The 18,615-nt window shown below is 69.4% G+C and carries 20 protein-coding genes; 13 read left to right on the top strand and 7 right to left on the bottom strand.

Translation table 11 applies throughout. The features are described from left to right. Nucleotides 1–168 precede the first annotated feature (168 nt). From AC1VVG_RS04245 to AC1VVG_RS04270, 6 genes are read left to right on the top strand one after another with little or no spacing between them, the layout of a single operon-like run. Complete coding sequence (locus AC1VVG_RS04245; RefSeq protein WP_034187251.1) at nucleotides 169–528, top strand: COG4315 family predicted lipoprotein; 360 nt, start codon at nucleotides 169–171, stop codon at nucleotides 526–528. A 33-nt stretch (nucleotides 529–561) separates the two neighbouring features. Beyond that, the gene (locus AC1VVG_RS04250) at nucleotides 562–1,077 is read left to right on the top strand and encodes a sigma-70 family RNA polymerase sigma factor (RefSeq protein ID WP_049032111.1); all 516 of its coding nucleotides are present in this window, start codon (nucleotides 562–564) and stop codon (nucleotides 1,075–1,077) included. After that, the gene (locus AC1VVG_RS04255) at nucleotides 1,074–1,856 is read left to right on the top strand and encodes an anti-sigma factor family protein (protein ID WP_482835289.1); all 783 of its coding nucleotides are present in this window, start codon (nucleotides 1,074–1,076) and stop codon (nucleotides 1,854–1,856) included. Before AC1VVG_RS04250 ends, AC1VVG_RS04255 begins: the two co-directional genes overlap by 4 nt. A gap of 26 nt (nucleotides 1,857–1,882) precedes the next feature. Further along, a complete protein-coding gene (locus tag AC1VVG_RS04260) occupies nucleotides 1,883–2,305 on the top strand; it encodes a cupredoxin domain-containing protein (RefSeq protein ID WP_034187455.1) in 423 nt (140 codons plus the stop codon). Beyond that, nucleotides 2,302–2,934: a LolA family protein gene (locus AC1VVG_RS04265; protein WP_034187254.1), complete on the top strand. Its 633-nt coding sequence runs from the start codon at nucleotides 2,302–2,304 to the stop codon at nucleotides 2,932–2,934. Before AC1VVG_RS04260 ends, AC1VVG_RS04265 begins: the two co-directional genes overlap by 4 nt. 44 nt (nucleotides 2,935–2,978) lie before the next feature. Next, on the top strand, nucleotides 2,979–3,494 hold the full coding sequence (locus AC1VVG_RS04270) for an SRPBCC family protein (protein WP_482835290.1): 516 nt from the start codon (nucleotides 2,979–2,981) through the stop codon (nucleotides 3,492–3,494). Nucleotides 3,495–3,522: 28 nt separating this feature from the next. Here AC1VVG_RS04270 and AC1VVG_RS04275 read toward each other — a convergent pair whose 3' ends face one another. The 6 genes from AC1VVG_RS04275 to AC1VVG_RS04300 form a co-directional block, all read right to left on the bottom strand. After that, on the bottom strand, nucleotides 3,523–4,572 hold the full coding sequence (locus AC1VVG_RS04275) for an ABC transporter ATP-binding protein (protein ID WP_482835291.1): 1,050 nt from the start codon (nucleotides 4,570–4,572) through the stop codon (nucleotides 3,523–3,525). A 27-nt stretch (nucleotides 4,573–4,599) separates the two neighbouring features. Continuing rightward, the gene (locus AC1VVG_RS04280; protein ID WP_200097084.1) at nucleotides 4,600–6,198 is read right to left on the bottom strand and encodes an ABC transporter permease; all 1,599 of its coding nucleotides are present in this window, start codon (nucleotides 6,196–6,198) and stop codon (nucleotides 4,600–4,602) included. A gap of 2 nt (nucleotides 6,199–6,200) precedes the next feature. Next, nucleotides 6,201–7,235 (bottom strand): iron ABC transporter substrate-binding protein, encoded by a 1,035-nt coding sequence (locus tag AC1VVG_RS04285; RefSeq protein WP_059557244.1) that lies wholly within the window; start codon nucleotides 7,233–7,235, stop codon nucleotides 6,201–6,203. Between the two features lie 62 nt (nucleotides 7,236–7,297). After that, nucleotides 7,298–8,623: an iron uptake transporter deferrochelatase/peroxidase subunit gene (gene efeB, locus AC1VVG_RS04290; RefSeq protein ID WP_482835292.1), complete on the bottom strand. Its 1,326-nt coding sequence runs from the start codon at nucleotides 8,621–8,623 to the stop codon at nucleotides 7,298–7,300. 11 nt (nucleotides 8,624–8,634) lie between these two features. After that, the gene (locus tag AC1VVG_RS04295) at nucleotides 8,635–9,768 is read right to left on the bottom strand and encodes an NHL repeat-containing protein (RefSeq protein ID WP_124669247.1); all 1,134 of its coding nucleotides are present in this window, start codon (nucleotides 9,766–9,768) and stop codon (nucleotides 8,635–8,637) included. Nucleotides 9,769–9,844: 76 nt separating this feature from the next. Further along, nucleotides 9,845–11,311 (bottom strand): carbohydrate porin, encoded by a 1,467-nt coding sequence (locus tag AC1VVG_RS04300; RefSeq protein WP_482835293.1) that lies wholly within the window; start codon nucleotides 11,309–11,311, stop codon nucleotides 9,845–9,847. Nucleotides 11,312–11,980: 669 nt separating this feature from the next. On the opposite strand from AC1VVG_RS04300, the gene groES reads away from it, so the two are divergent. Then, the gene (groES, locus tag AC1VVG_RS04305; RefSeq protein WP_004186661.1) at nucleotides 11,981–12,274 is read left to right on the top strand and encodes a co-chaperone GroES; all 294 of its coding nucleotides are present in this window, start codon (nucleotides 11,981–11,983) and stop codon (nucleotides 12,272–12,274) included. A gap of 46 nt (nucleotides 12,275–12,320) precedes the next feature. Beyond that, nucleotides 12,321–13,961 (top strand): chaperonin GroEL, encoded by a 1,641-nt coding sequence (groL, locus tag AC1VVG_RS04310; RefSeq protein ID WP_021163332.1) that lies wholly within the window; start codon nucleotides 12,321–12,323, stop codon nucleotides 13,959–13,961. Nucleotides 13,962–14,147: 186 nt separating this feature from the next. Here the strand turns inward: groL and AC1VVG_RS04315 are convergent, their stop codons facing one another. Beyond that, entirely contained in the window at nucleotides 14,148–15,014 is an 867-nt protein-coding gene (locus AC1VVG_RS04315) for a hydroxymethylpyrimidine/phosphomethylpyrimidine kinase (RefSeq protein ID WP_034187260.1), read from the bottom strand. 252 nt (nucleotides 15,015–15,266) lie between these two features. Here AC1VVG_RS04315 and AC1VVG_RS04320 point away from each other — a divergent pair, with 252 nt between their 5' ends. From AC1VVG_RS04320 to pyrR, 5 genes are all read left to right on the top strand, one after another. Further along, nucleotides 15,267–15,437: a rubredoxin gene (locus AC1VVG_RS04320; protein ID WP_004186709.1), complete on the top strand. Its 171-nt coding sequence runs from the start codon at nucleotides 15,267–15,269 to the stop codon at nucleotides 15,435–15,437. Nucleotides 15,438–15,541: 104 nt separating this feature from the next. Further along, nucleotides 15,542–16,843: a hypothetical protein gene (locus AC1VVG_RS04325; RefSeq protein ID WP_124669245.1), complete on the top strand. Its 1,302-nt coding sequence runs from the start codon at nucleotides 15,542–15,544 to the stop codon at nucleotides 16,841–16,843. 182 nt (nucleotides 16,844–17,025) lie between these two features. Then, nucleotides 17,026–17,604 (top strand): YqgE/AlgH family protein, encoded by a 579-nt coding sequence (locus tag AC1VVG_RS04330; RefSeq protein ID WP_034187262.1) that lies wholly within the window; start codon nucleotides 17,026–17,028, stop codon nucleotides 17,602–17,604. Continuing rightward, on the top strand, nucleotides 17,601–18,050 hold the full coding sequence (gene ruvX, locus AC1VVG_RS04335) for a Holliday junction resolvase RuvX (protein WP_011351144.1): 450 nt from the start codon (nucleotides 17,601–17,603) through the stop codon (nucleotides 18,048–18,050). Before AC1VVG_RS04330 ends, ruvX begins: the two co-directional genes overlap by 4 nt. Next, a complete protein-coding gene (gene pyrR, locus AC1VVG_RS04340; protein ID WP_034187263.1) occupies nucleotides 18,037–18,549 on the top strand; it encodes a bifunctional pyr operon transcriptional regulator/uracil phosphoribosyltransferase PyrR in 513 nt (170 codons plus the stop codon). The genes ruvX and pyrR overlap by 14 nt, the downstream gene beginning before the upstream one ends. Nucleotides 18,550–18,615 lie beyond the last annotated feature (66 nt).

An 18,615-nucleotide genomic window follows, 5' to 3' on the forward strand; every position in this document is an offset into this window, starting at 1 on the left:
ATGAGCAACCGCGGCCGACTATTTCAACGCGGCATGGAATAACCGGTTCCCGCCGTCCGTTTACCTACCGAGTTCCGGCCCGGCCCGCCGGCGGGATAATGGTCGCAACGAAACCGATCGTCCCGTCCGGCGGCGCCGTGCCGCCAGGCCCTGCCAAGGAGAACGGGAATGAAACGGATGCTCTTTGCCGCCGCACTGACGGCGGCGATCGTGCGGCCGGCGGCCGCGGAACCGCCTCAGGTGAGCGACGGGAAACTGGTCGACGAGGCACACATGACGCTGTACGTGTTCGATCGCGATGCGCCCGGCAAGAGCGCGTGCGACAGCGCGTGTGCGGCCAACTGGCCGCCCGCGATCGCGGACGCGTACGACAAGGCATCGGGCGCACTGAGTCTCGTCGCGCGGGACGATGGCAAGAAGCAATGGGCGTACCGCGGCCGCCCGCTGTATCGCTGGAAGATGGACCGCAAGGCGGGCGACGCCGGCGGCGACGGGATCGGCGGCATGTGGCACGTCGCGCACCCGTGACCGCGCGGCGATGCGGATGCGCAAGGCTTCCTGATGAGCTACGAATCGGATCTGCTGGTGTGGCTGCCGCATCTCACGCGCTATGCGCGTGCGCTGACGGGCGACCGCGCGTGGGCGGACGATCTCGTGCAGGACACGCTCGAGCGTGCGCTGAACCGGCCGCCGCGCGACGGCGGCAACTTGCGCGCGTGGCTGCTGACGCTGTTGCGGCACCGTTTCATCGACCAGTTGCGCGCGCGGCACGAGATCGCGGTCGACGATGCGACCGCGCCGTGGCAGACGATGGCCGCGCCGGCCGGCGAGATCGGCGGGCTGGTGCTGCGCGACGTGCAGCGCGCGTTGTACCGGTTGCCGGTCGAGCAGCGCGAGGTGCTGCTGCTGGTCGCGCTTGAAGAATTGAGCTATCGCGACGCCGCGCAGGTACTCGGCGTACCGGTGGGCACGGTGATGTCGCGGCTCGCGCGGGCGCGCGCGCAGATGCGCGCACTGCTGTCGGACGAGCCGTCGGCGCACGGCACGGCCGCGTTACGGGTGATCGGGAAAACATGATGGACGATCCGCACAAGCCTTCGAACGGGCGGGACGAGGACGCGTCGGCGCAACTGCTGTCCGCGTTGCTGGACGGCGAGCTGTCCGGGAGCGAGCGGCGCGAGATGCTCGAGCGCCTGCAGTCCGATCCGGAGGAGGCCGAACGATTCGCGCATTACCGCGCGCAGCGCGACGCGCTGAAGGCGCTGTTCCCGCTGCCGGGCGCGGCCCCCGCGCTGTTCGTGCAGCGTCGCGCGCCGCGCCGTCGTGCCTTCGCGTATGCGTTCGCGGGGCTGGCCGCCGGGCTGCTGATCGGCGTTGCGCTGCCTGCGGGCTGGCTGGCGATCGGCCGCGACCCGGCGTTCGCCGCGCGCGCCGATGTCGCGTATGCCGTGTACGCAGCCGATCGCGACCATCCGGTCGAGGTCGGCGCGGGCGATCCCGCGCATCTCGCCGCGTGGTTGTCGGCGCGCGTCGGACGGCCCGTGCGCGCCCCGTCGCTCGACGAATACGGCTACGTGCTGCTGGGCGGCCGGTTGCTCCCCGGCGATGGCGGGCCGGCCGCGCAGTTCATGTACCAGCGCACGGACGGCGCACGCGTGACGCTTTACGTGACCGCCTACGATGCGCGGCATCTCGCGCCGCAGTCGATGTCGGCCGACGGCCGCTACACGTATTTCTGGTCGGATCGCGGCATGGGTTATGCGTTGTCCGGCCGCGGCGACGAACGGCGCCTGCGCGCGCTCGCGATCGAGGCGTGCGGCGCGCTCGGCGGCCCGACCGACGCGTGGAAGAGCTGACGCGTGCCACCGGCAGGGAGCAGGCGATGAAGACGACGATGACGAAGGTGCTCGTGGCGGCGGCGCTCGCCGCGGGTGCGACCCTCGCGCGGGCGGACGGCGACGCGCCCGTGCGCGTGCCGGTCGACGCCGACGGCGTGCAGCGGGTCGCCATCGTCGGCGGCAGCTATTTCTTCCGGCCGAACCATGTGATCGTGCGCGCGCACGTGCCGGTCGAGCTGACCGTGTCGGCGGAGCCGGGCGTCGTGCCGCACAGCTTCGAGATCGCTGCGCCGCCGCAGGCCGGCATGGCGGTGCGAACCGAGCTCGGCACGACGCCGAAGACGTTCCGCTTCACGCCGGCGCAGCCGGGCCGGTTCGCCTACTATTGCACGCATCGGCTGCTGTTTTTCAGGAGCCATCGCGAGCGCGGAATGGAAGGCGTGCTCGATGTCGAGGCGGCGCCGTGATCGCCGCGTTGCTGGCCGCGAGCCTGATAGGAGCGAGCATGACAGCCGACCCCGTGACCGTCGCCCAGGCGCATTTCGACCACGTCCGCTCGTATCGCGCGACGATCCGCTCGTCGGCGCGCGGTGGCGAACACACCGAAATCCGCTACGCCTACCTGAAACCGGGCTTCGTCCGGATGGATTTCGTGTCGCCGCATCGCGGCGCGGTGCTCGCGTACGATCCCGGCGACGGCAAGGTGCGGCTGCGCCCGTTCGGCGCGCACGCGCCGCCCGCGCTGACGCTGTCGCCGTCCAATCCGCTCGTGCGCGACCGCAGCGGCCACCGGGTCGACCGGTCGGACGTCGGCGAACTGCTGCGCAACGTGCATGCGCTGCAGCAGGGCGGCGCGACGGTGACCGAAGGCGAGGAGGCCGTCGGCGGCCGGACCGCGCTGCGCGTGTCGGTCACCGGCGCACCCGCGCACGCGGTCGACGGCGTGCATCGCTACCGGCTGTGGCTGGACGCCGGGGACGGCTTTCCGCTGAAGGTCGTCAGCTTCGCCGACGGCGACGACGTGCCGCTCGAAACCGTGACGCTCGACGACGTCGAAATCGACGTCGCGTTCCCCGAGCGTTTCTTCGCACCTTGACCGACGAGTGGGCGCGTGTCCGTGACGGACATGCCGGAGGCTGCATGGCGGAATACCGGTTCTCGACGACCTGGCGCGTGGACGCGCCGCTCGCGGCGGTCTGGGACGCGATCTACCAGGTCGACCGCTGGCCCGACTGGTGGAAGGGCGCCATTCGTACCGTCGAGATCGAGCATGGCGACGCGCGCGGCGTCGGGGCGCTGCACCGGTATACGTGGAAGGGCGCGTTGCCGTACCGGCTGACGTTCGACATGCGCGTGCGGCGCGTCGAGCGGCCGCATGCGCTCGAAGGCCGCGCAAGCGGCGCGATCGAAGGCGACGGGCGTTGGTCGTTCGCCGGCGACGGCGCGCACACCGTCGTGCGCTACGACTGGCACATTCGCACGCAGGTGCGCTGGATGAACTGGCTCGAGCCGCTCGCGCGCCCGCTGTTCCGCTGGAATCACGACGTCGTGATGCGTGAAGGCGCGAAGGGGCTCGCGCAATTGCTGGGGGCGGCCGTCGAGACGGATGGCCGGACCTTCCGGCCGCTGTCCGGCGCAGGCTGCGCCGATGCGTAGCAGCGCGTGAGGACGCGCGTCGCGTCGGTCAGCGCGCGTACGCCATCACCGCGCCGTCCACCGCCAGCGCGATGCGCTCGCCGACGGCCGGGCACCGGTGTCCCGGCACGCGGATACGCACGAGCACGTCGCGATCGGCATCGAGGCGTGCGAGCACGTCGGCATCCTGGCCCGCGAACTGCGCGGCTTCGACGCGCGCCGTCCGGCCGCGCGCCGCGCCGGCCTGCGCGACCGGCACGATGCCGATCTGCTCGGGACGCAGCATCGCGTCGGCCGGCCCGTCGGGCAGCGGGGCGACGAGCGGCAGCTCGCCGAGCGCACAGGCGATGCGCGCATCGCGCACGTGACCCGCGAGCAGCACGGCCTGCCCGACGAACGACGCGACGTCGCGCGTGACGGGCTGCCGGTACAGCATCTGCGGCGCGGCCGTCTGCACGAGCCTGCCTTGCCACATCACCGCGACTTCGTCGCCGAGCGTCATCGCCTCGGGCTGGTCGTGCGTGACGAGCACCGACGTCGCGCCGGCCGCGGCAAGCGCGTCTGCCACCGCGCTGCGCGTTTCATGGCGAAGCGACGTGTCGAGCGCGGAGAACGGTTCGTCGAGGATCACGAGCGAGGGCTCGGGCGCCAGCGCGCGCGCGAGGGCCACGCGCTGCTGCTGGCCGCCGGACAGCTGCTGCGGCGCGCGGCTCGCATACGACGCCGGCAGCCCGACCATCTCGAGCAGTTCGTCGACGCGGTGATGGCGGCGCCGTGCCGCGCGCGGCAGCCCGAACGCGATGTTGTCGGCCACCGACAGGTGCGGAAACAGCGCGCCTTCCTGCGGCACGTAGCCGATCCGGCGCCGTTCGGGCGGCAGGTGCACGTCGGGGGCGGCCACGCGGCGTCCGTCGATCTCGACGGTGCCGCGCTCGGCGCGCTCGAAGCCGCACAGCACGCGCAGCAGCGTCGTCTTGCCGCTGCCGGACGGGCCCAGCAGCGCGAGGCGCGAGCCGCGCCGTACCGTGAGATCGATGTCGTGCAGGACGGTATGCGATCCGAACGATTTCGACAGGTCGTGGATGCGTAGTTCGCTCATGGGCGGTTCCGGGAAAAAGGGCGATGCTCAGTCGCGCACCGACGCGCGGCCGAGCAGCAGGAACAGCAGTCCCGATGCGCCGAGCGACAGCGCGACGAGCAGCGCCGCGTACGGTGCCGCGGCCGCGAACGCGAGCGTCGCCGTATCGCTCCATACCTGCGTGGCGAGCGTGCGTGTGCCGATCGGCGACAGCAGCAGCGTCGCGTTGAGTTCGGTGACGACCGAGATGAACACCATCGTCGCGGCCGCACCGAGGCCGGGTGCCGCGAGCGGCAGCACCACGCGCGTGAGCGTTGCGCGCCAGCCGAGGCCGAGCGAGCGTGCGGTTTCCTCGAGCCGGACCTGCACGTGCGACAGCGCCGCGCGCACGCTCACGACCGCGAGCGGCAGGAACAGGATCGCGTACGCGGCGACGAGCGCCGGCGCGCTCTGGTAGAGCGGCTGCAGCAGCCGCACCGTGATCGACACGATCGCGAGCGCGACGACGATGCCCGGCACGCCCTGCACGGTCATCGCCGTGCGCTCGAGGAGCGTCGCGACGCGGCCCGGATAACGGACCAGCAGGAACGCGAGCGGCAGCGCGAGCAGCGTGGTAACGGCTGCCGCCATCAGGCCGTAGCTGGACGATGCGAGCGTGGCTTGCCACAGCAGTTCGGGCGACACGTCGGCCGGCGTGACGGCGGCGGCCCCTTGTTGCGTGAGCCAGTAGCCGATCATCGCGAGCGGCACGCCGAGCGTCGCGGCCGCGAGCGCGGCGAATGCGACGGTGACGGGGCCGCGCCACCGGCCGAGCGGATAACGCATCGCGACGCGGCGTGCGGCGCGGTGCGTATGACCGTAGCGCGCGTGGCCGCGAGCGCGCGCCTCGATCGCGAGGCACAGCAGGCACAGCGCGATCAGCACGCAGCCGAGCAGCGATGCGCCGCCGCCGTCGAACGCGGTGCGGTACTCGGCATAGATCTCGGTCGTGAACGTGCGAAAGCGCAGCAGCTGGAACGCGCCGAATTCGGACAGCACGCCGAGCGCGACGAGCAGCATCCCGCCGCACAGCGCGGGGCGCAATTGCGGCAGCACGACGCGAAAGAACGTCTGCCACGGCGGGCAGCCGAGCGTGCGCGCGCTTTCTTCGAGCGCGGGGTCGAGCTCGCGCAGCGCGGCGGCCACCGGCAGGTAGACGAGCGGGAAGTACGCGGACGTCAGCACGATCAGCGCGCCGGCGAAGTCCTGCAGGTCGAGGCTCAGCGACACCCACGCGTAGCTCGTGATGAACGGCGGCACCGCGAGCGGGGCCGCGGCGAGCGCGGTCCACAGCGGCCGCGCGGGCAGGTCGGTGCGCTCGATGAACCACGCGGCCGCGGTGCCGAGCAGCGCGCATGCGAGCGTCGCGGCGCATGCGATCGACAGCGTGTTGACGAGCAGCTCGCCGACGAGCGGGCGCCACAGCAGCGCGATCGCATCGTCGACGCCGAAGGTGGCCGCGCGGTACAGCGTGAAGGCGAGCGGCAGCAGGATCGCGAGCGGCCCGCACGCGGCCGCGGCGACGAGCGCGCGCGACGGGCGCCGCCGCGTCGCGGGGCGTGCTGCTTCGCGCGCGATGCGCGCCGTGCGGGACACGGCGTCGCTCACGGTCAGAGCAGGCCGGCCTGGCGCAGCAGCTTGCCGGCCTGGCTGTCGTCGCCGAGCTGTTCGAACGTCAGTGCCGGCGGACTCAGTTCGTTGAACGGCTTCAGGATCGGATCGGGGGCGACGCCCGGATGCAGCGGATACTCGAAGCTGATATGGCCGTTCGCCATTAGCTTCTGCGCGCGCTCGCCGACAAGATACGCGACGAACTTCTGCGCATCGGCCTGGTGCTTCGATGCCTTCATCACGGCGGCGCCCGACACGTTCACGGCTGCGCCGACGTCATGGTTGCCGAAGTGGTGGATCGCGCTTTTCGTCGATTTGTCGCCGAGCTCCGCGTGCAGGCGGTCCCAGTAGTAGTTGTTGATGATGCCGGTTTGCACGCCGCCGCGGTTGACGGCCGCCGTCACGCCTTCGTCGTCGTCGAAGATCTGCGCGTTGGCCTTCAGGCCCTTCAGCCATTGCAGCGTCGCGGCTTCGCCGTGCAGCGCGAGCACCGCGCTCACGAGCGGCAGGAAGTCCGCATCGCTCGGCGCGACGCCGACCTTGCCCTTCCATTCCGGTTTCGCGAGATCGAGCAGCGACGCGGGCAGTTGCTGCGGCTGGAGTTTCGCGGTGTTGTAGACGAGCACGTTCTCGCGCGCGAGCACGCCGACCCAGTTGCCGTCGGCCGGGTTGAAGCGGGCGGGGACCGCCTGCAGCGTCGCGCCGTCGGTCTTCGCGAGCAGGCCCTTGCGGTCGAGCAGCACGAGTTCCGGCGAGTTCTCGGTGAAGTACACGTCGGCCGGCGTGCGGTCGCCTTCCGCGACGATCTGCGCGGCGAGCGCCGGGCCCTCGCCCGAGCGCACCTTCACGGTGATGCCGCTTTGTGCCTCGAAGTCCTTGACGAGCTGGTTGACGACCTGCTCGTGCTGCGCGTTGTACAGCGTGAGCGTCGCGGCGTGCGCGCGCGTGGCGTGCAGCGCGCCGGTCAGCATCAGCGCGGCGGCGGCCGCGGCGATCAGGTGCCGCAGCGGGCGGCTAACGGGAAAAGTGTTCATGTCGTCGTCGTGAGTTGCATCCGGACGGGCCGGGGAAATGGGGGCGTGGCGTCGCGATGCCGTTACGCTTCGAACAGCGCGGCGCCGATGTACGAACCGGGTTGCGCGCCCGGCGGACACGCGAAGATCGCGCTGCCGACGTGCGTGGTGAACTGGTTCATGATGTCCAGCTTCGCGAGCTTCTCGTTGATCGGGATGAAGCCGCGGCGCGGGTCGCGCTGGTGCGCGACGAACATCAGTCCCGCGTCGTACTCGGTCTGCTGGCGCCACGGCGGCCAGCGCTCGATGTAGAAGTTCGTGCTGTCGTTGTACGAATACGCGCGGCGCAGGATCTGCGCGCCGTTGTTCACCTGCGGCGATGCGAGACGCGCATGCGCGTTGTCGGGGATCACCGGATTGCCGTCCTTGTCGACCGCGTCGAGGTCGAGCGCCTCGAACTCGTGCTGGCCGCCGATCGGTGCGCCGCTGTATTTCTTGCGGCCGAACACCTGTTCCTGGAAGCCGAGCTCGGTGTTGTCCCAGTGTTCGAGCGTGATGCGGATGCGGCGCACGACCGTGTAGGTGCCGCCGTTCATCCACGCCGGGCCTTCGTTGCCGGCCCACACGAATTCGTTCATCGCGGCCGGATCGTCGCGCGACGGGTTCATCGTGCCGTCCTTGAAGCCCATCAGGTTGCGCGGCGTCTCGCCCGGCTTGCCGGACGTGAAGCCGGCCTGGCCCCAGCGCATCTGCACGGCCTTGCCGCCGAGGCGCACGAGCTGGCGCACCGCGTGGAACGCCACCTGCGCGTCGTTCGCGCACGCCTGGATGAACAGGTCGCCGCCGGTCTTCTCCGGAATCAGCTGGTCGCCGTTGAAGCGCGGCAGGTCGACGAGCGCGGCCGGTCGCTGCTTCGCGAGGCCGTAGCGGTCCTTGCCCCCGACCGCGAACAGGGCGGGCCCGAAGCCGAACGTGATCGTCAGCCGCGACGCGCCGATGCCGAGCGCGTCGCCCGAGTCGGCCGGCGCGACGTCGTCGCCGCCGGTCGCCGGCAGCGGCTGCGCGGGGTCGCCGCGCGTGAGGCGTGCGGCCGCGTCGGTCCAGGTCTTCAGCAGCGCGATCACGTCCGCGCGTTGGGTCGTGGTGAGGTCGAGCGCCGCGAAATATGCGTTGCGCTGCTGCGGCGTCGTGATGCCGCCCTGGTGCTTGCCGTAGAACGGCTCGATGTCGTCGTCGTGCGCGTGCGCGCCCGGTGCGCCCGGTGCGCCCGGTGCGACCGCGGGCGCCGCGTCGGCCGCGCGTGCGGCCGGCATCGTGCCCGCCGCGAGGCCCGCGGCCACTGCGGCGCCGCCGGCCTTCAGGAAGCCGCGGCGCGCGGGGCGCGACGGCGGGTTCAGATCGTCTGCCATGGTCGGCTCCGTTACTTCGCGAGCATCAGCGTGTTGACGTCGTCCTGGACGTAATAGAAGCCGTCGCCGTCGGGCGTCATCGCGATCCCGAACAGGTCGCCGTTGCCGGGCGGCGACTGCGCCTTGTCGGTATCGATCCAGCGCGCATAGAGCTGCTTGCCGGCGACCGGATCGATCTCGACGACCTGGCCGTTCAGCGCGTTGGTCGCGAGCAGATGGCCGTTCGGCGCGGTCGCGAGTGCGAGCGGGCGGCGCAGGAAGCCGTCGGCCGTCACCTGGCGGCCGACGCCCGCGCTCGTGTCGCGCGTGAGCGGATCGTCGATCTCGACGACGCGGTTGCCGATCGCGTCGGAGACGTACAGCTTCTTCTGGTCGCCCGACAGCGCGAGGCCGGTCGGGCCGACCAGGAACACGCCCTTGTCGGCCTGCGCGCCGAGGCCGCTCGCGACGACCGTTTCCTGCTTGATGACGGGCGGCTTGCCGGCCGGCACGTCGAGGTCGAGGCGCAGTACCGTCGCCTGCTTGTAGACGGGCGGGTTGCCGTCCGCGCCGCCGACGCCGAAGCCGGCCATGCTGACGAACAGCGTCGCGCTGTCGCCGCGGTCGACCACGGCCATGTTGCCCCATGGGTCGTTGATGTTCGCGCTCGACCACGTCGAGGCGATCCGGCCGTGCGGATCGAGCACGATCAGGCAGCCGGCGCCTTTCGTCGACGTCGTGCCGTCGTTGCTCGGCGTGCTGCCGACGATCACCCAGCCCGACTTCAGCATCGTCATCGCGGTCGACAGGCCGACGCCGCCCGGGCACGCCTTCAGGTCGCGTGGAATCGTCGCGAACAGGCTCATCTGCTTCGTCGACGGCCGATAGTCGACGATCGTGCTGCCGGTGCCCTGCAGGTTCGCCGCGTTGTTGAAGTTGTCGACGAGCACGTCGCCTGCCTGGATCGTGCCGGCCGACACCGGCGCAACCGCGATCGCGTACGGGTTCTGGTCGCCGTTGTCGGGCACCGTGTTGACGAGCAGCGTATGGCGATGCAGCGTCTCGAGGAAGCCTTGCGGCTCGGCGAACGCGCCGGCGGCGGCCGTCAGCGCGACGGCGGCCAGCGCGCCCGTCGCGAGGCGGCGAAGCGGGGCGGATTGAATCATCGGGATCTCCTGGGAGGCGCGCCGCGTCGGCGCGCGCGAAAACGGGTGGCGTGGGCGGACGGCGGGCGCGCGGCGGTCAGAACGTGATCGTCGTGCGTGCGCCGAGCACGAACGTGTTGCGCAGCGGCTGGGTCGCGTCGCCCGGGTTCTGGCCCGCGCCGGCGTTGAACGTGTACTGCGCATCGGCCGCGATCACCCACCACGGGTTGACCTGATACTGGTAGGTCGCCTCGACGGTCGTCTCGCGGGTGCGCACGCCGTACGGGCCGGCTGCAAAGTTGCGCGCGGCCTGGTCGAGGTCGGTCACGTGGCTGCCGACCCGGATGTACGTGACGGCGAGGCCGACGCTGTCGTTGTCGCGACCGTCGAACGGCGCCTTCAGCACGATGCCCGCGTTCGCCGCGAAGCTCACGAGGTTGCGGTCGCCCGGCGCGCCCATCACGCGCGCGAACACCCCGAGGCTTTTCGCGCCGGTGGGGTCGGGACGCCAGATCATCTGGTCGGCCACCGCGTAGAAGCTGTAGTCGCCGTGGTGCTGCCGCGCGTTGCCGTTCGATGCGGGATCGGCGAGCGACAGACCGTCGGTGCCGGCGTTCTGGTCCGCGAAGCGGCCGTTGTGATACCACAGGCCGATCTTGTAGGTACCCGGCAGTCCGTTCGAATGGCCGGTGTCCATTTCGCCGTCGGACGGCTGGTTCAGCGCGTACTGCAGCTCGCCGATATAGAGCGTGCCGTTGTGCAGGTTGAAGTTCGTGCCGCTCAGGTTGCCCGGGTTGTTGCCGAGCGGATCGCCGTCGAACACGCCCGCGAGCGCGGTGAGTTTCGGCGTGAGCTGTGCGCGCACGCGTACGCCGAGGCCCGCGAGCGGATACGCGGGGCCGCCGTTCGGCAGATCGTACGACGGCAGCGCGGGCCAGCCGAACATCGTATTGACGAACGTGTTCGCATACGTGCTGACCATGAACTCCTGGTCCAGGCTCTGCTGGCCGATCTTCACGTCGACGCGCTTGTCGAGGAACGATTGCTGGTACCAGAGTTCCCACAGGCGCGTCGTGTCCTGCGCCTCGATGCCGCTCGCGGTGTTGAGCGTGCCGAGATTGCGCGCGCTCAGGTTGCTGCCGTGGATCTGCAGCGCGCTGACGTTGAAGGTGCCGCCGGGCAGGCCGATCGCCTTTTGCGTATCGACCGTCAGCGTCGCGGTCGTCAGCCCGTCATACGTGCCGCCGCGGTTCAGGCCGCCGCGCAGGTTCGCGAGGTATTCGCTGGTTTCGGTGATCTGCAGCGTCGCGCCGTACTTGCCGAGCCACGGGCGGATGCCGCCCATGTCGCCGAGCAGGCTCTGGCGCGTCCAGATGCCGGTCCACATGCCGGCCGGCTTCGCCTGGATCGCGAGGTCGGCCTCGGGCGCTTCGGGCTGCGCGTCGACCGACGCGGTGGCGAACGCAGCGCCGCTCGCGAACGATGCGCACGCGAGGACGGCCGCACAGGCGGCGGGGCGCATCCGGGTGCGGACGCGGTCTCCATGGAACGACGCAACCTTCATATCAAATTCCTGGTTCTAATTGGTTTGGAGTCCTGCTTGTCGGTCGCTGTCCCGACGCTCGGCACCGATCGGCCAGGGCATGAAGAAGAGCGCAACGCGGCGCATCGTAGGAGTGTCGAATGGGAATGTCAATGTAAACGAGAATGATTCGCATCTAAATTACTGAATGTAATGGGAGGGCTTACGGATGGGGGCCGACGGGTGTTTTCCGAAAGAAAAAACGTAAATATCGGCGTAATGAAAATGAATGCTTCGATGCGGAGCGATGGATCGCCGGCTGGGGGGGCGGGACGGGGCACCGGGCGCGTTGTGGCGGACGGAATCGGCGCCTGCGCGGGTTTTTCGATGCGATGTCGCCGGTCGCAGGAACTCCGTGCTTACCCGGTGTCCAAACGGGGCTGGATGCGATTCGCGGGCCGCGCGGACTCGCTCGCCAAGCCGGGTAGCGTGGGTCAGGGTTTTGTTTTAAAAGGATTTTTCGTGATTTTCGGGTGTTTTCCCCGCTTCCGTGCCGCGTTGAAAATTCGTCCGGTTTCCCTTCTTGAATTTGTCAAAACCCGTCCATATAATTAGCACTCGCTGCACGAGAGTGCTAACAATTCTCTGCCGGGCGACAAGCCGGGCAGATTCCCTAAGCGTTCTTCAATCTCAGTCAAGAGAGGAGTGAATATGAACCTTCGTCCTTTGCACGATCGCGTGATCGTCAAGCGCCTGGATCAGGAAACCAAGACCGCCTCGGGCATCGTCATCCCCGACGCCGCTGCTGAAAAGCCGGACCAGGGCGAAGTCCTGGCCATCGGCCCGGGCAAGCGCGACGACAAGGGCGCACCGATCGCGCTCGACGTGAAGGTCGGCGATCGCGTCCTGTTCGGCAAGTACGCAGGCCAGACCGTGAAGGTCGACGGCCAGGAACTGCTGGTCATGCGCGAAGAAGACATCATGGCCGTGGTCAACGCGAAGTAAGCGTCCTCCGACGGTACATATTCCCAAGAATTCAAGGAGTTAGAAGATGGCAGCTAAAGACGTCGTATTCGGCGATTCCGCCCGTTCGAAGATGGTCGAAGGCGTGAACATTCTCGCCAACGCAGTCAAGGTCACGCTGGGTCCGAAGGGCCGCAACGTGGTGCTCGAGCGCAGCTTCGGCGGCCCGACGGTCACCAAGGACGGTGTGTCGGTCGCGAAGGAAATCGAGCTGAAGGACAAGCTCCAGAACATGGGCGCGCAAATGGTCAAGGAAGTCGCTTCCAAGACCAGCGACAACGCAGGCGACGGCACGACGACGGCAACCGTCCTCGCGCAATCGATCGTTCGCGAAGGCATGAAGTACGTCGCATCGGGCATGAACCCGATGGACCTGAAGCGCGGTATCGACAAGGCAGTCGCAGCGGCTGTCGACGAGCTGAAGAAGATCAGCAAGCCGTGCACGACGAACAAGGAAATCGCACAGGTCGGCTCGATCTCGGCGAACAGCGACACGTCGATCGGCGATCGCATCGCTGAAGCGATGGACAAGGTCGGCAAGGAAGGCGTCATCACCGTCGAAGACGGCAAGTCGCTGGCTGACGAACTCGACGTCGTCGAAGGCATGCAATTCGACCGCGGCTACCTGTCGCCGTACTTCATCAACAACCCGGAAAAGCAAGTCGCCGTCCTCGACAACCCGTTCGTGCTGCTGCACGACAAGAAGGTGTCGAACATCCGTGATCTGCTGCCGGTGCTCGAGCAAGTCGCGAAGGCTGGCCGTCCGCTGCTGATCATCGCCGAAGACATCGAAGGCGAAGCGCTCGCAACGCTGGTCGTGAACAACATCCGCGGCATCCTGAAGACCGTTGCGGTCAAGGCGCCTGGCTTCGGCGATCGTCGCAAGGCGATGCTGGAAGACATCGCGATCCTGACGGGCGGCCAGGTGATCGCCGAAGAAACCGGCCTGACGCTCGAGAAGGCAACGCTGGCAGAACTGGGCCAGGCGAAGCGCATCGAAGTGGGCAAGGAAAACACGACGATCATCGACGGCGCAGGCGAAGCCGTGAACATCGAAGCACGCGTGAAGCAAGTGCGCGCGCAAATCGAAGAAGCGACGTCGGACTACGACCGTGAAAAGCTGCAAGAGCGCGTGGCCAAGCTGGCCGGCGGTGTTGCAGTGATCAAGGTCGGTGCTGCGACCGAAGTCGAAATGAAGGAAAAGAAGGCACGTGTCGAAGACGCACTGCACGCAACGCGCGCAGCTGTGGAAGAAGGCATCGTGGCAGGTGGCGGCGTTGCGCTGATCCGCGCTCGCACCGCGATCGCAGGCCTGACCGGCGCGAACGCCGACCAGAACGCCGGCATCAAGATCGTGCTGCGCGCGATGGAAGAGCCGCTGCGCCAGATCGTCACGAACGGCGGCGAAGAAGCCAGCGTCGTGGTGGCGGCCGTTGCTGCAGGTACGGGCAACTACGGCTACAACGCAGCAACGGGCGAGTACGTCGACATGGTTGAAGCCGGTGTCGTCGACCCGACCAAGGTCACGCGCACCGCACTGCAGAACGCAGCGTCGGTTGCTGGCCTGCTGCTGACGACGGACGCAGCTGTCGCAGAACTGCCGAAGGAAGACGCACCGATGCCGGGCGGCATGCCGGGCGGCATGGGCGGCATGGGCATGGACATGTAATCGACCTCGGTCGATGGTGTCCGGAACGCGCAGCGATGCGCGTTCCAGCCAAAAGAAAAGACCCGCAGCGATGCGGGTCTTTTTTTATTGGTGCGAGGATCTTGATGTGCGTGCGGGGCGGCCGGAAGTGTTGTGCCCGCAGCGGCGCGGCAGGTGCGACGGCGGGGCATGCCCGCCGTGCCCGCGTCAATGCCGGTGCGACGTCCGCGATACCGGATCGGCCTTCACGGCCGGCGGCGTATCCGATTCTTCATTGCTGCGCGCCCAGAAGAACCGGTCGGGCAGGTAGGCGCCCATGCCGGGCCGGAACGCGTCGCGCACGGCCTGGTACAGGTACTCCTGCGCCTCGCGCACCGCTTCGGGTGGTTCCTGGCCGTTCGCGAGCAGCGCCGCGATGGCCGCGCCGAGCGTATCGGTGATGCCCATCAGCCGGTGCGGCGAGCGATCCCACATGTCCTCGCGAAGCTGGCCTTCCTCGCCGTACAGCGTGTTGACGAGCCGGTGCGAGCCCGTCTCCGACGACAGGATGTACTCGCAGCCCTGCGACAGCAGGTGCGACACGGCGGCGTCGAGATTCGGCGCCTCGGCGTCGCCGTCCGGCTGCGCGAGCGCGATCAGCGTGGCGTGATCGGCGACCAGCAGCGTGGTTTGCGGCGCCAGCAGGTCGGCGATCGACTCGCGCAGGTCGTCGGCCGCGAGCACGTGCTCGTCGTCGAGCGTGAAATCCGGCGCGAGCACGAGCGGCACGCCGTCGTAGTCGGCGACGACCTCGGCGATCGCACTGACGACTTCCGCGCGCGTCGCCGCGCCGATCTTGAACGCGGCGACCGGCATGTCCTCGAGCAGCATGCGCGCCTGGGCGGCGACGACTTCGGGGTCGAGGCCGGTCACTTCGTCGCAGGCGGCGGAGTCGCGCACGGTGTAGCCCGTCAGGACGGACACGCCGTGACAGCCCATGCTCGCCAGGGTCATCAGATCGGCTTGGAGGCCGGAGCCGCCGGTGGGATCGGACAGGCCGAAGGTGAGGACGATCGGAGGGGCGTTGCTGGACATGTAAAAATGGGGCAAGAGAAAAACGGAAAGCGACGGAGATGCGGACCGCGAGGCGAGTGGCCGTTTTCGGCCCTGTGTTGCCCGGCAGGCCGCACTTTTCAGCCATTATGCGGTGGAATCCGGCCCGCACGACGGATTTTTTAGCGCAGCGCAACGTAGTCGCCGTCCTCCAGCGCGATTGCTAGGCAGTCCGGCCCCGACACGGTACCATCATGGCTCCCGAATTTACCGACTTTTCCCGACGCGGCTAAGATGGAATACAAGAGCTGGATGTGCCTGATTTGTGGCTGGATTTACGACGAAGAAGCCGGGCTGCCGGAAGAGGGCATTGCCCCGGGCACGCGCTGGGAAGACGTCCCGATCAACTGGACGTGCCCCGAATGCGGCGCTCGCAAGGAAGACTTCGAGATGGTCCAGATCTGATCGGACCGCTGGCCCACGGACACTCCGCTCCGGCCTCGCATCGGCCCGGCGCTCGCGCGCCGCGGTTCGGGCGAGCGACTTGACGATGACAGGCGCGCGTGTCCATGACGTCCGATCCGGCGAACGTTCCCCACCCTGACGCACTGCCCAACCCGCGCGGCGGGGCCGTGCGCGCGGCCGACGCATGGCTTGCGGCGGCCGCCGACGCATTCGGGCGGCACGACGATGCGGCTGCGCCGCTGTCCGCCGCCGCGGCGGTGCTGGCGGAAGCCGGCTGGCTGCCGGCCGCGCGGTTCGCCGGGCAACTGGCGGCCGCCGCGCCGCTGGTCGCCGCCGAGCCGACGTCGGCCGGCTGGCGTGGCGCGCTGCGCGACTTCCGCGCGGCCGTCGGGCGTCACAACCTGCGCGAGCTCGCGTGCTCGCCCGTTCTCCTCGACCATTTCCGTGCACTGCGCGCGCAAAGCGCCGCCGACCTGCGTGCCAGCGCGCCGCCCGACGCGCTCGCGCTGGTCGGCCGCGCGGTGCCGCCGGCCACGTTGCGCGCGCTGCCCGACGCGTTAGCGGCCCGGTTTCGCGCCCGCTACGAGCAGGCGCTGCTCGGGCTGCTGCGCGCAGAGCGCGGCGCGCCCGACGCGGCGCTGGACGAACTCGATGCGATGCAGGTCGCGCTCGCCGACGACGGGCCGTACGATTTCTGGCGGCTCGCGAACGCGTGCCTGCGCGCGCTGCGCGCAAGCGGCGCGCCCGAGCTGAAACGCTTTCTCGCGCGGACCAACCTGCTGCTCGCCGAACAGGTGCGGGGCCGGCGCAGCGCGCCGCCCGAGCTCGTGCGCGAGACGGTGGCGCTGCTGTGGCGCGATTTCGCGCTGTTCGGCGCCGCGGCCGAGGACGTCGCGCTCGTCGAGGTGCTGCACGACTACGGGCTGACGGTCGACTGGCACGTCGCCGGCACGCCGGCGTCCGAGGCGTTGTGGGAAGCCGATGCCGCGCGGGCCGAGCACGATGCGGTCGCCGTCGCGCCGACCCGCGCGCTCGGCGTCGTGACCGTCAACGCGCATGCGTACGAGGATTTCCTGCAGACGGCCGATGCGTCGATGGCCGACCTCGCCGCCGACCCGGCCAGAGCCGACGCAGGCGCCGCCTGGCACGCGTCCGGCGCCGCCTACCGGGTCGGGACGGCCGCGTGCGCGCTCGGGCTCGGCCACGCGGCACTGCTGGCCGATACGCTCGGCCTCGCATGGCGCCGTGCCGCCCACGGCATGCCGCTCGCGGACGGCGGCCTCGACGCGCACGGCCACGCGTCCGACATGCTGCGCGCGGCGCTGCTGAAGATCGCGGCCGGCGTCGCGCCGCCGGACCTCACCGCGGCATCCGGCGCGCTCGGCACGGCGCTCGGCCGGACCTGACGAACGAGGGGACGGGCAGATGGCGGCGCCCCTTGTCGCGCGGGCCTGCAACACGCTGCCGACAGCACCCGCGCGCGTGTTAGAGTGCCGTGTGATCCGCGCGCGTCGTTGCCAGCGTGGCGCGGCGTTGCTTGTTGATCGCGGCCCGGTCAGGTCGCGGCGTCTTTGCTAAAATTCAAACCATGTCAAAGCCTTCCGATCGCATCAATCTCACCAACCAGTTCCTGATCGCCATGCCCAACATGGCCGATCCGACGTTCTCGGGGACGGTGGTCTATCTTTGCGATCACAGCGAGCGCGGTGCGCTCGGCCTCGTCATCAATCGTCCTACCGACATCGATCTCGAATCGCTGTTCAACCGTATCGACCTGAAGCTCGACATCGAGCCGCTGCTGCACATTCCCGTGTACTTCGGCGGCCCGGTCCAGACCGAGCGCGGCTTCGTGCTGCACGAGCCGGTCGAGGGCGCGAACTACAACTCGTCGATGTCCGTCGACGGCGGGCTGGAGATGACGACGTCGAAGGACGTGCTCGAGGCGGTCGCGACGGGCACCGGCCCGAAACGCTTCCTGCTGACGCTCGGCCATGCCGGCTGGGGCGCGGGGCAGCTCGAGGAAGAAATTTCCCGCAACGGCTGGCTGACCGTGGCCGCCGATCCGCGCATCGTGTTCGACACGCCGGCCGAAGAGCGCTTCGAAGCCGCCCTCGGCCTGCTCGGCGTCAGCTCGTCGATGTTGTCCGGCGAAGCAGGGCACGCATGAGCGGCGCGAGCGCGCGCGATGCGACGCTCCTGGCGTTCGACTACGGCGAAAAACGGATCGGCGTCGCGGTCGGCAACGCGCTGACGCGCTCGGCCCGTGCACTCGTCGTGATCCAGAACCTGAATCGCGAACACCGTTTCAAGGCGGTCGGCGACCTGCTGGCCGAATGGCGGCCGGACGCGCTCGTCGTCGGCCTGCCGATGCATCCGGACGGCACGCCGCACGACATGACGCAGCAGGCGAAGCGCTTCGGCAACCAGCTGAACGGCCGCTTCGGGCTGCCCGTCACGTGGGTCGACGAGCGTTATTCGTCGGTCGAGGCCGAGGCCGGGCTGCGCGAGCGCAACGTGCGCGGCCGCGCCCGCGCGGAGATGCTCGATGCCGAGGCCGCTCGCGTCATTCTTCAACAGTATCTCGATCAATTGTCCGATCATGAGCACCATTGATGCCGAGGCGCTTTACCGCGTCCTGCTCGACCAGATCCGCGCCGCGTACGGCACGGCGTTCGCCGAACCGGGCGGCCCGCGGCTCGCCGGCATTCACAGCGGCGGCGCATGGCTGGCCGAGCGTCTCGCACGCGATCTCGGCGCGCCGGCCTTCGGCGTCGTGAACGTCGCGCTGCATCGCGACGACTACGCGAAGAAGGGGCTCCACAGCCAGGCCAGCCCGACATCGCTGCCGTTCGAGATCGACGGCGCGCGCATCGTGCTCGTCGACGACGTGCTGTACACCGGGCGCACCGTGCGCGCGGCGCTCAACGAGCTGTTCGACTACGGCCGTCCGGCCGCAGTTGAGCTGGCGGTGCTGGCCGATCGCGGCGGCCGCGAACTGCCGGTCGCCGCACGCTTCGCGGGCGGCACGCTCGACGTGCCGGCCGGCGCGACGCTCGTGCTCGCGCGCGACGACGCGCGGTTCACGCTGCGCGTCGACCCGCACGGCGCCTGAACGACACGCGAACCGTATCCCGGGCCGCTGGTTTGCACCGCGGCCCGTTTGCATAGTTGGAATCAC

Source organism: Burkholderia sp. L-4, from assembly GCF_056856535.1.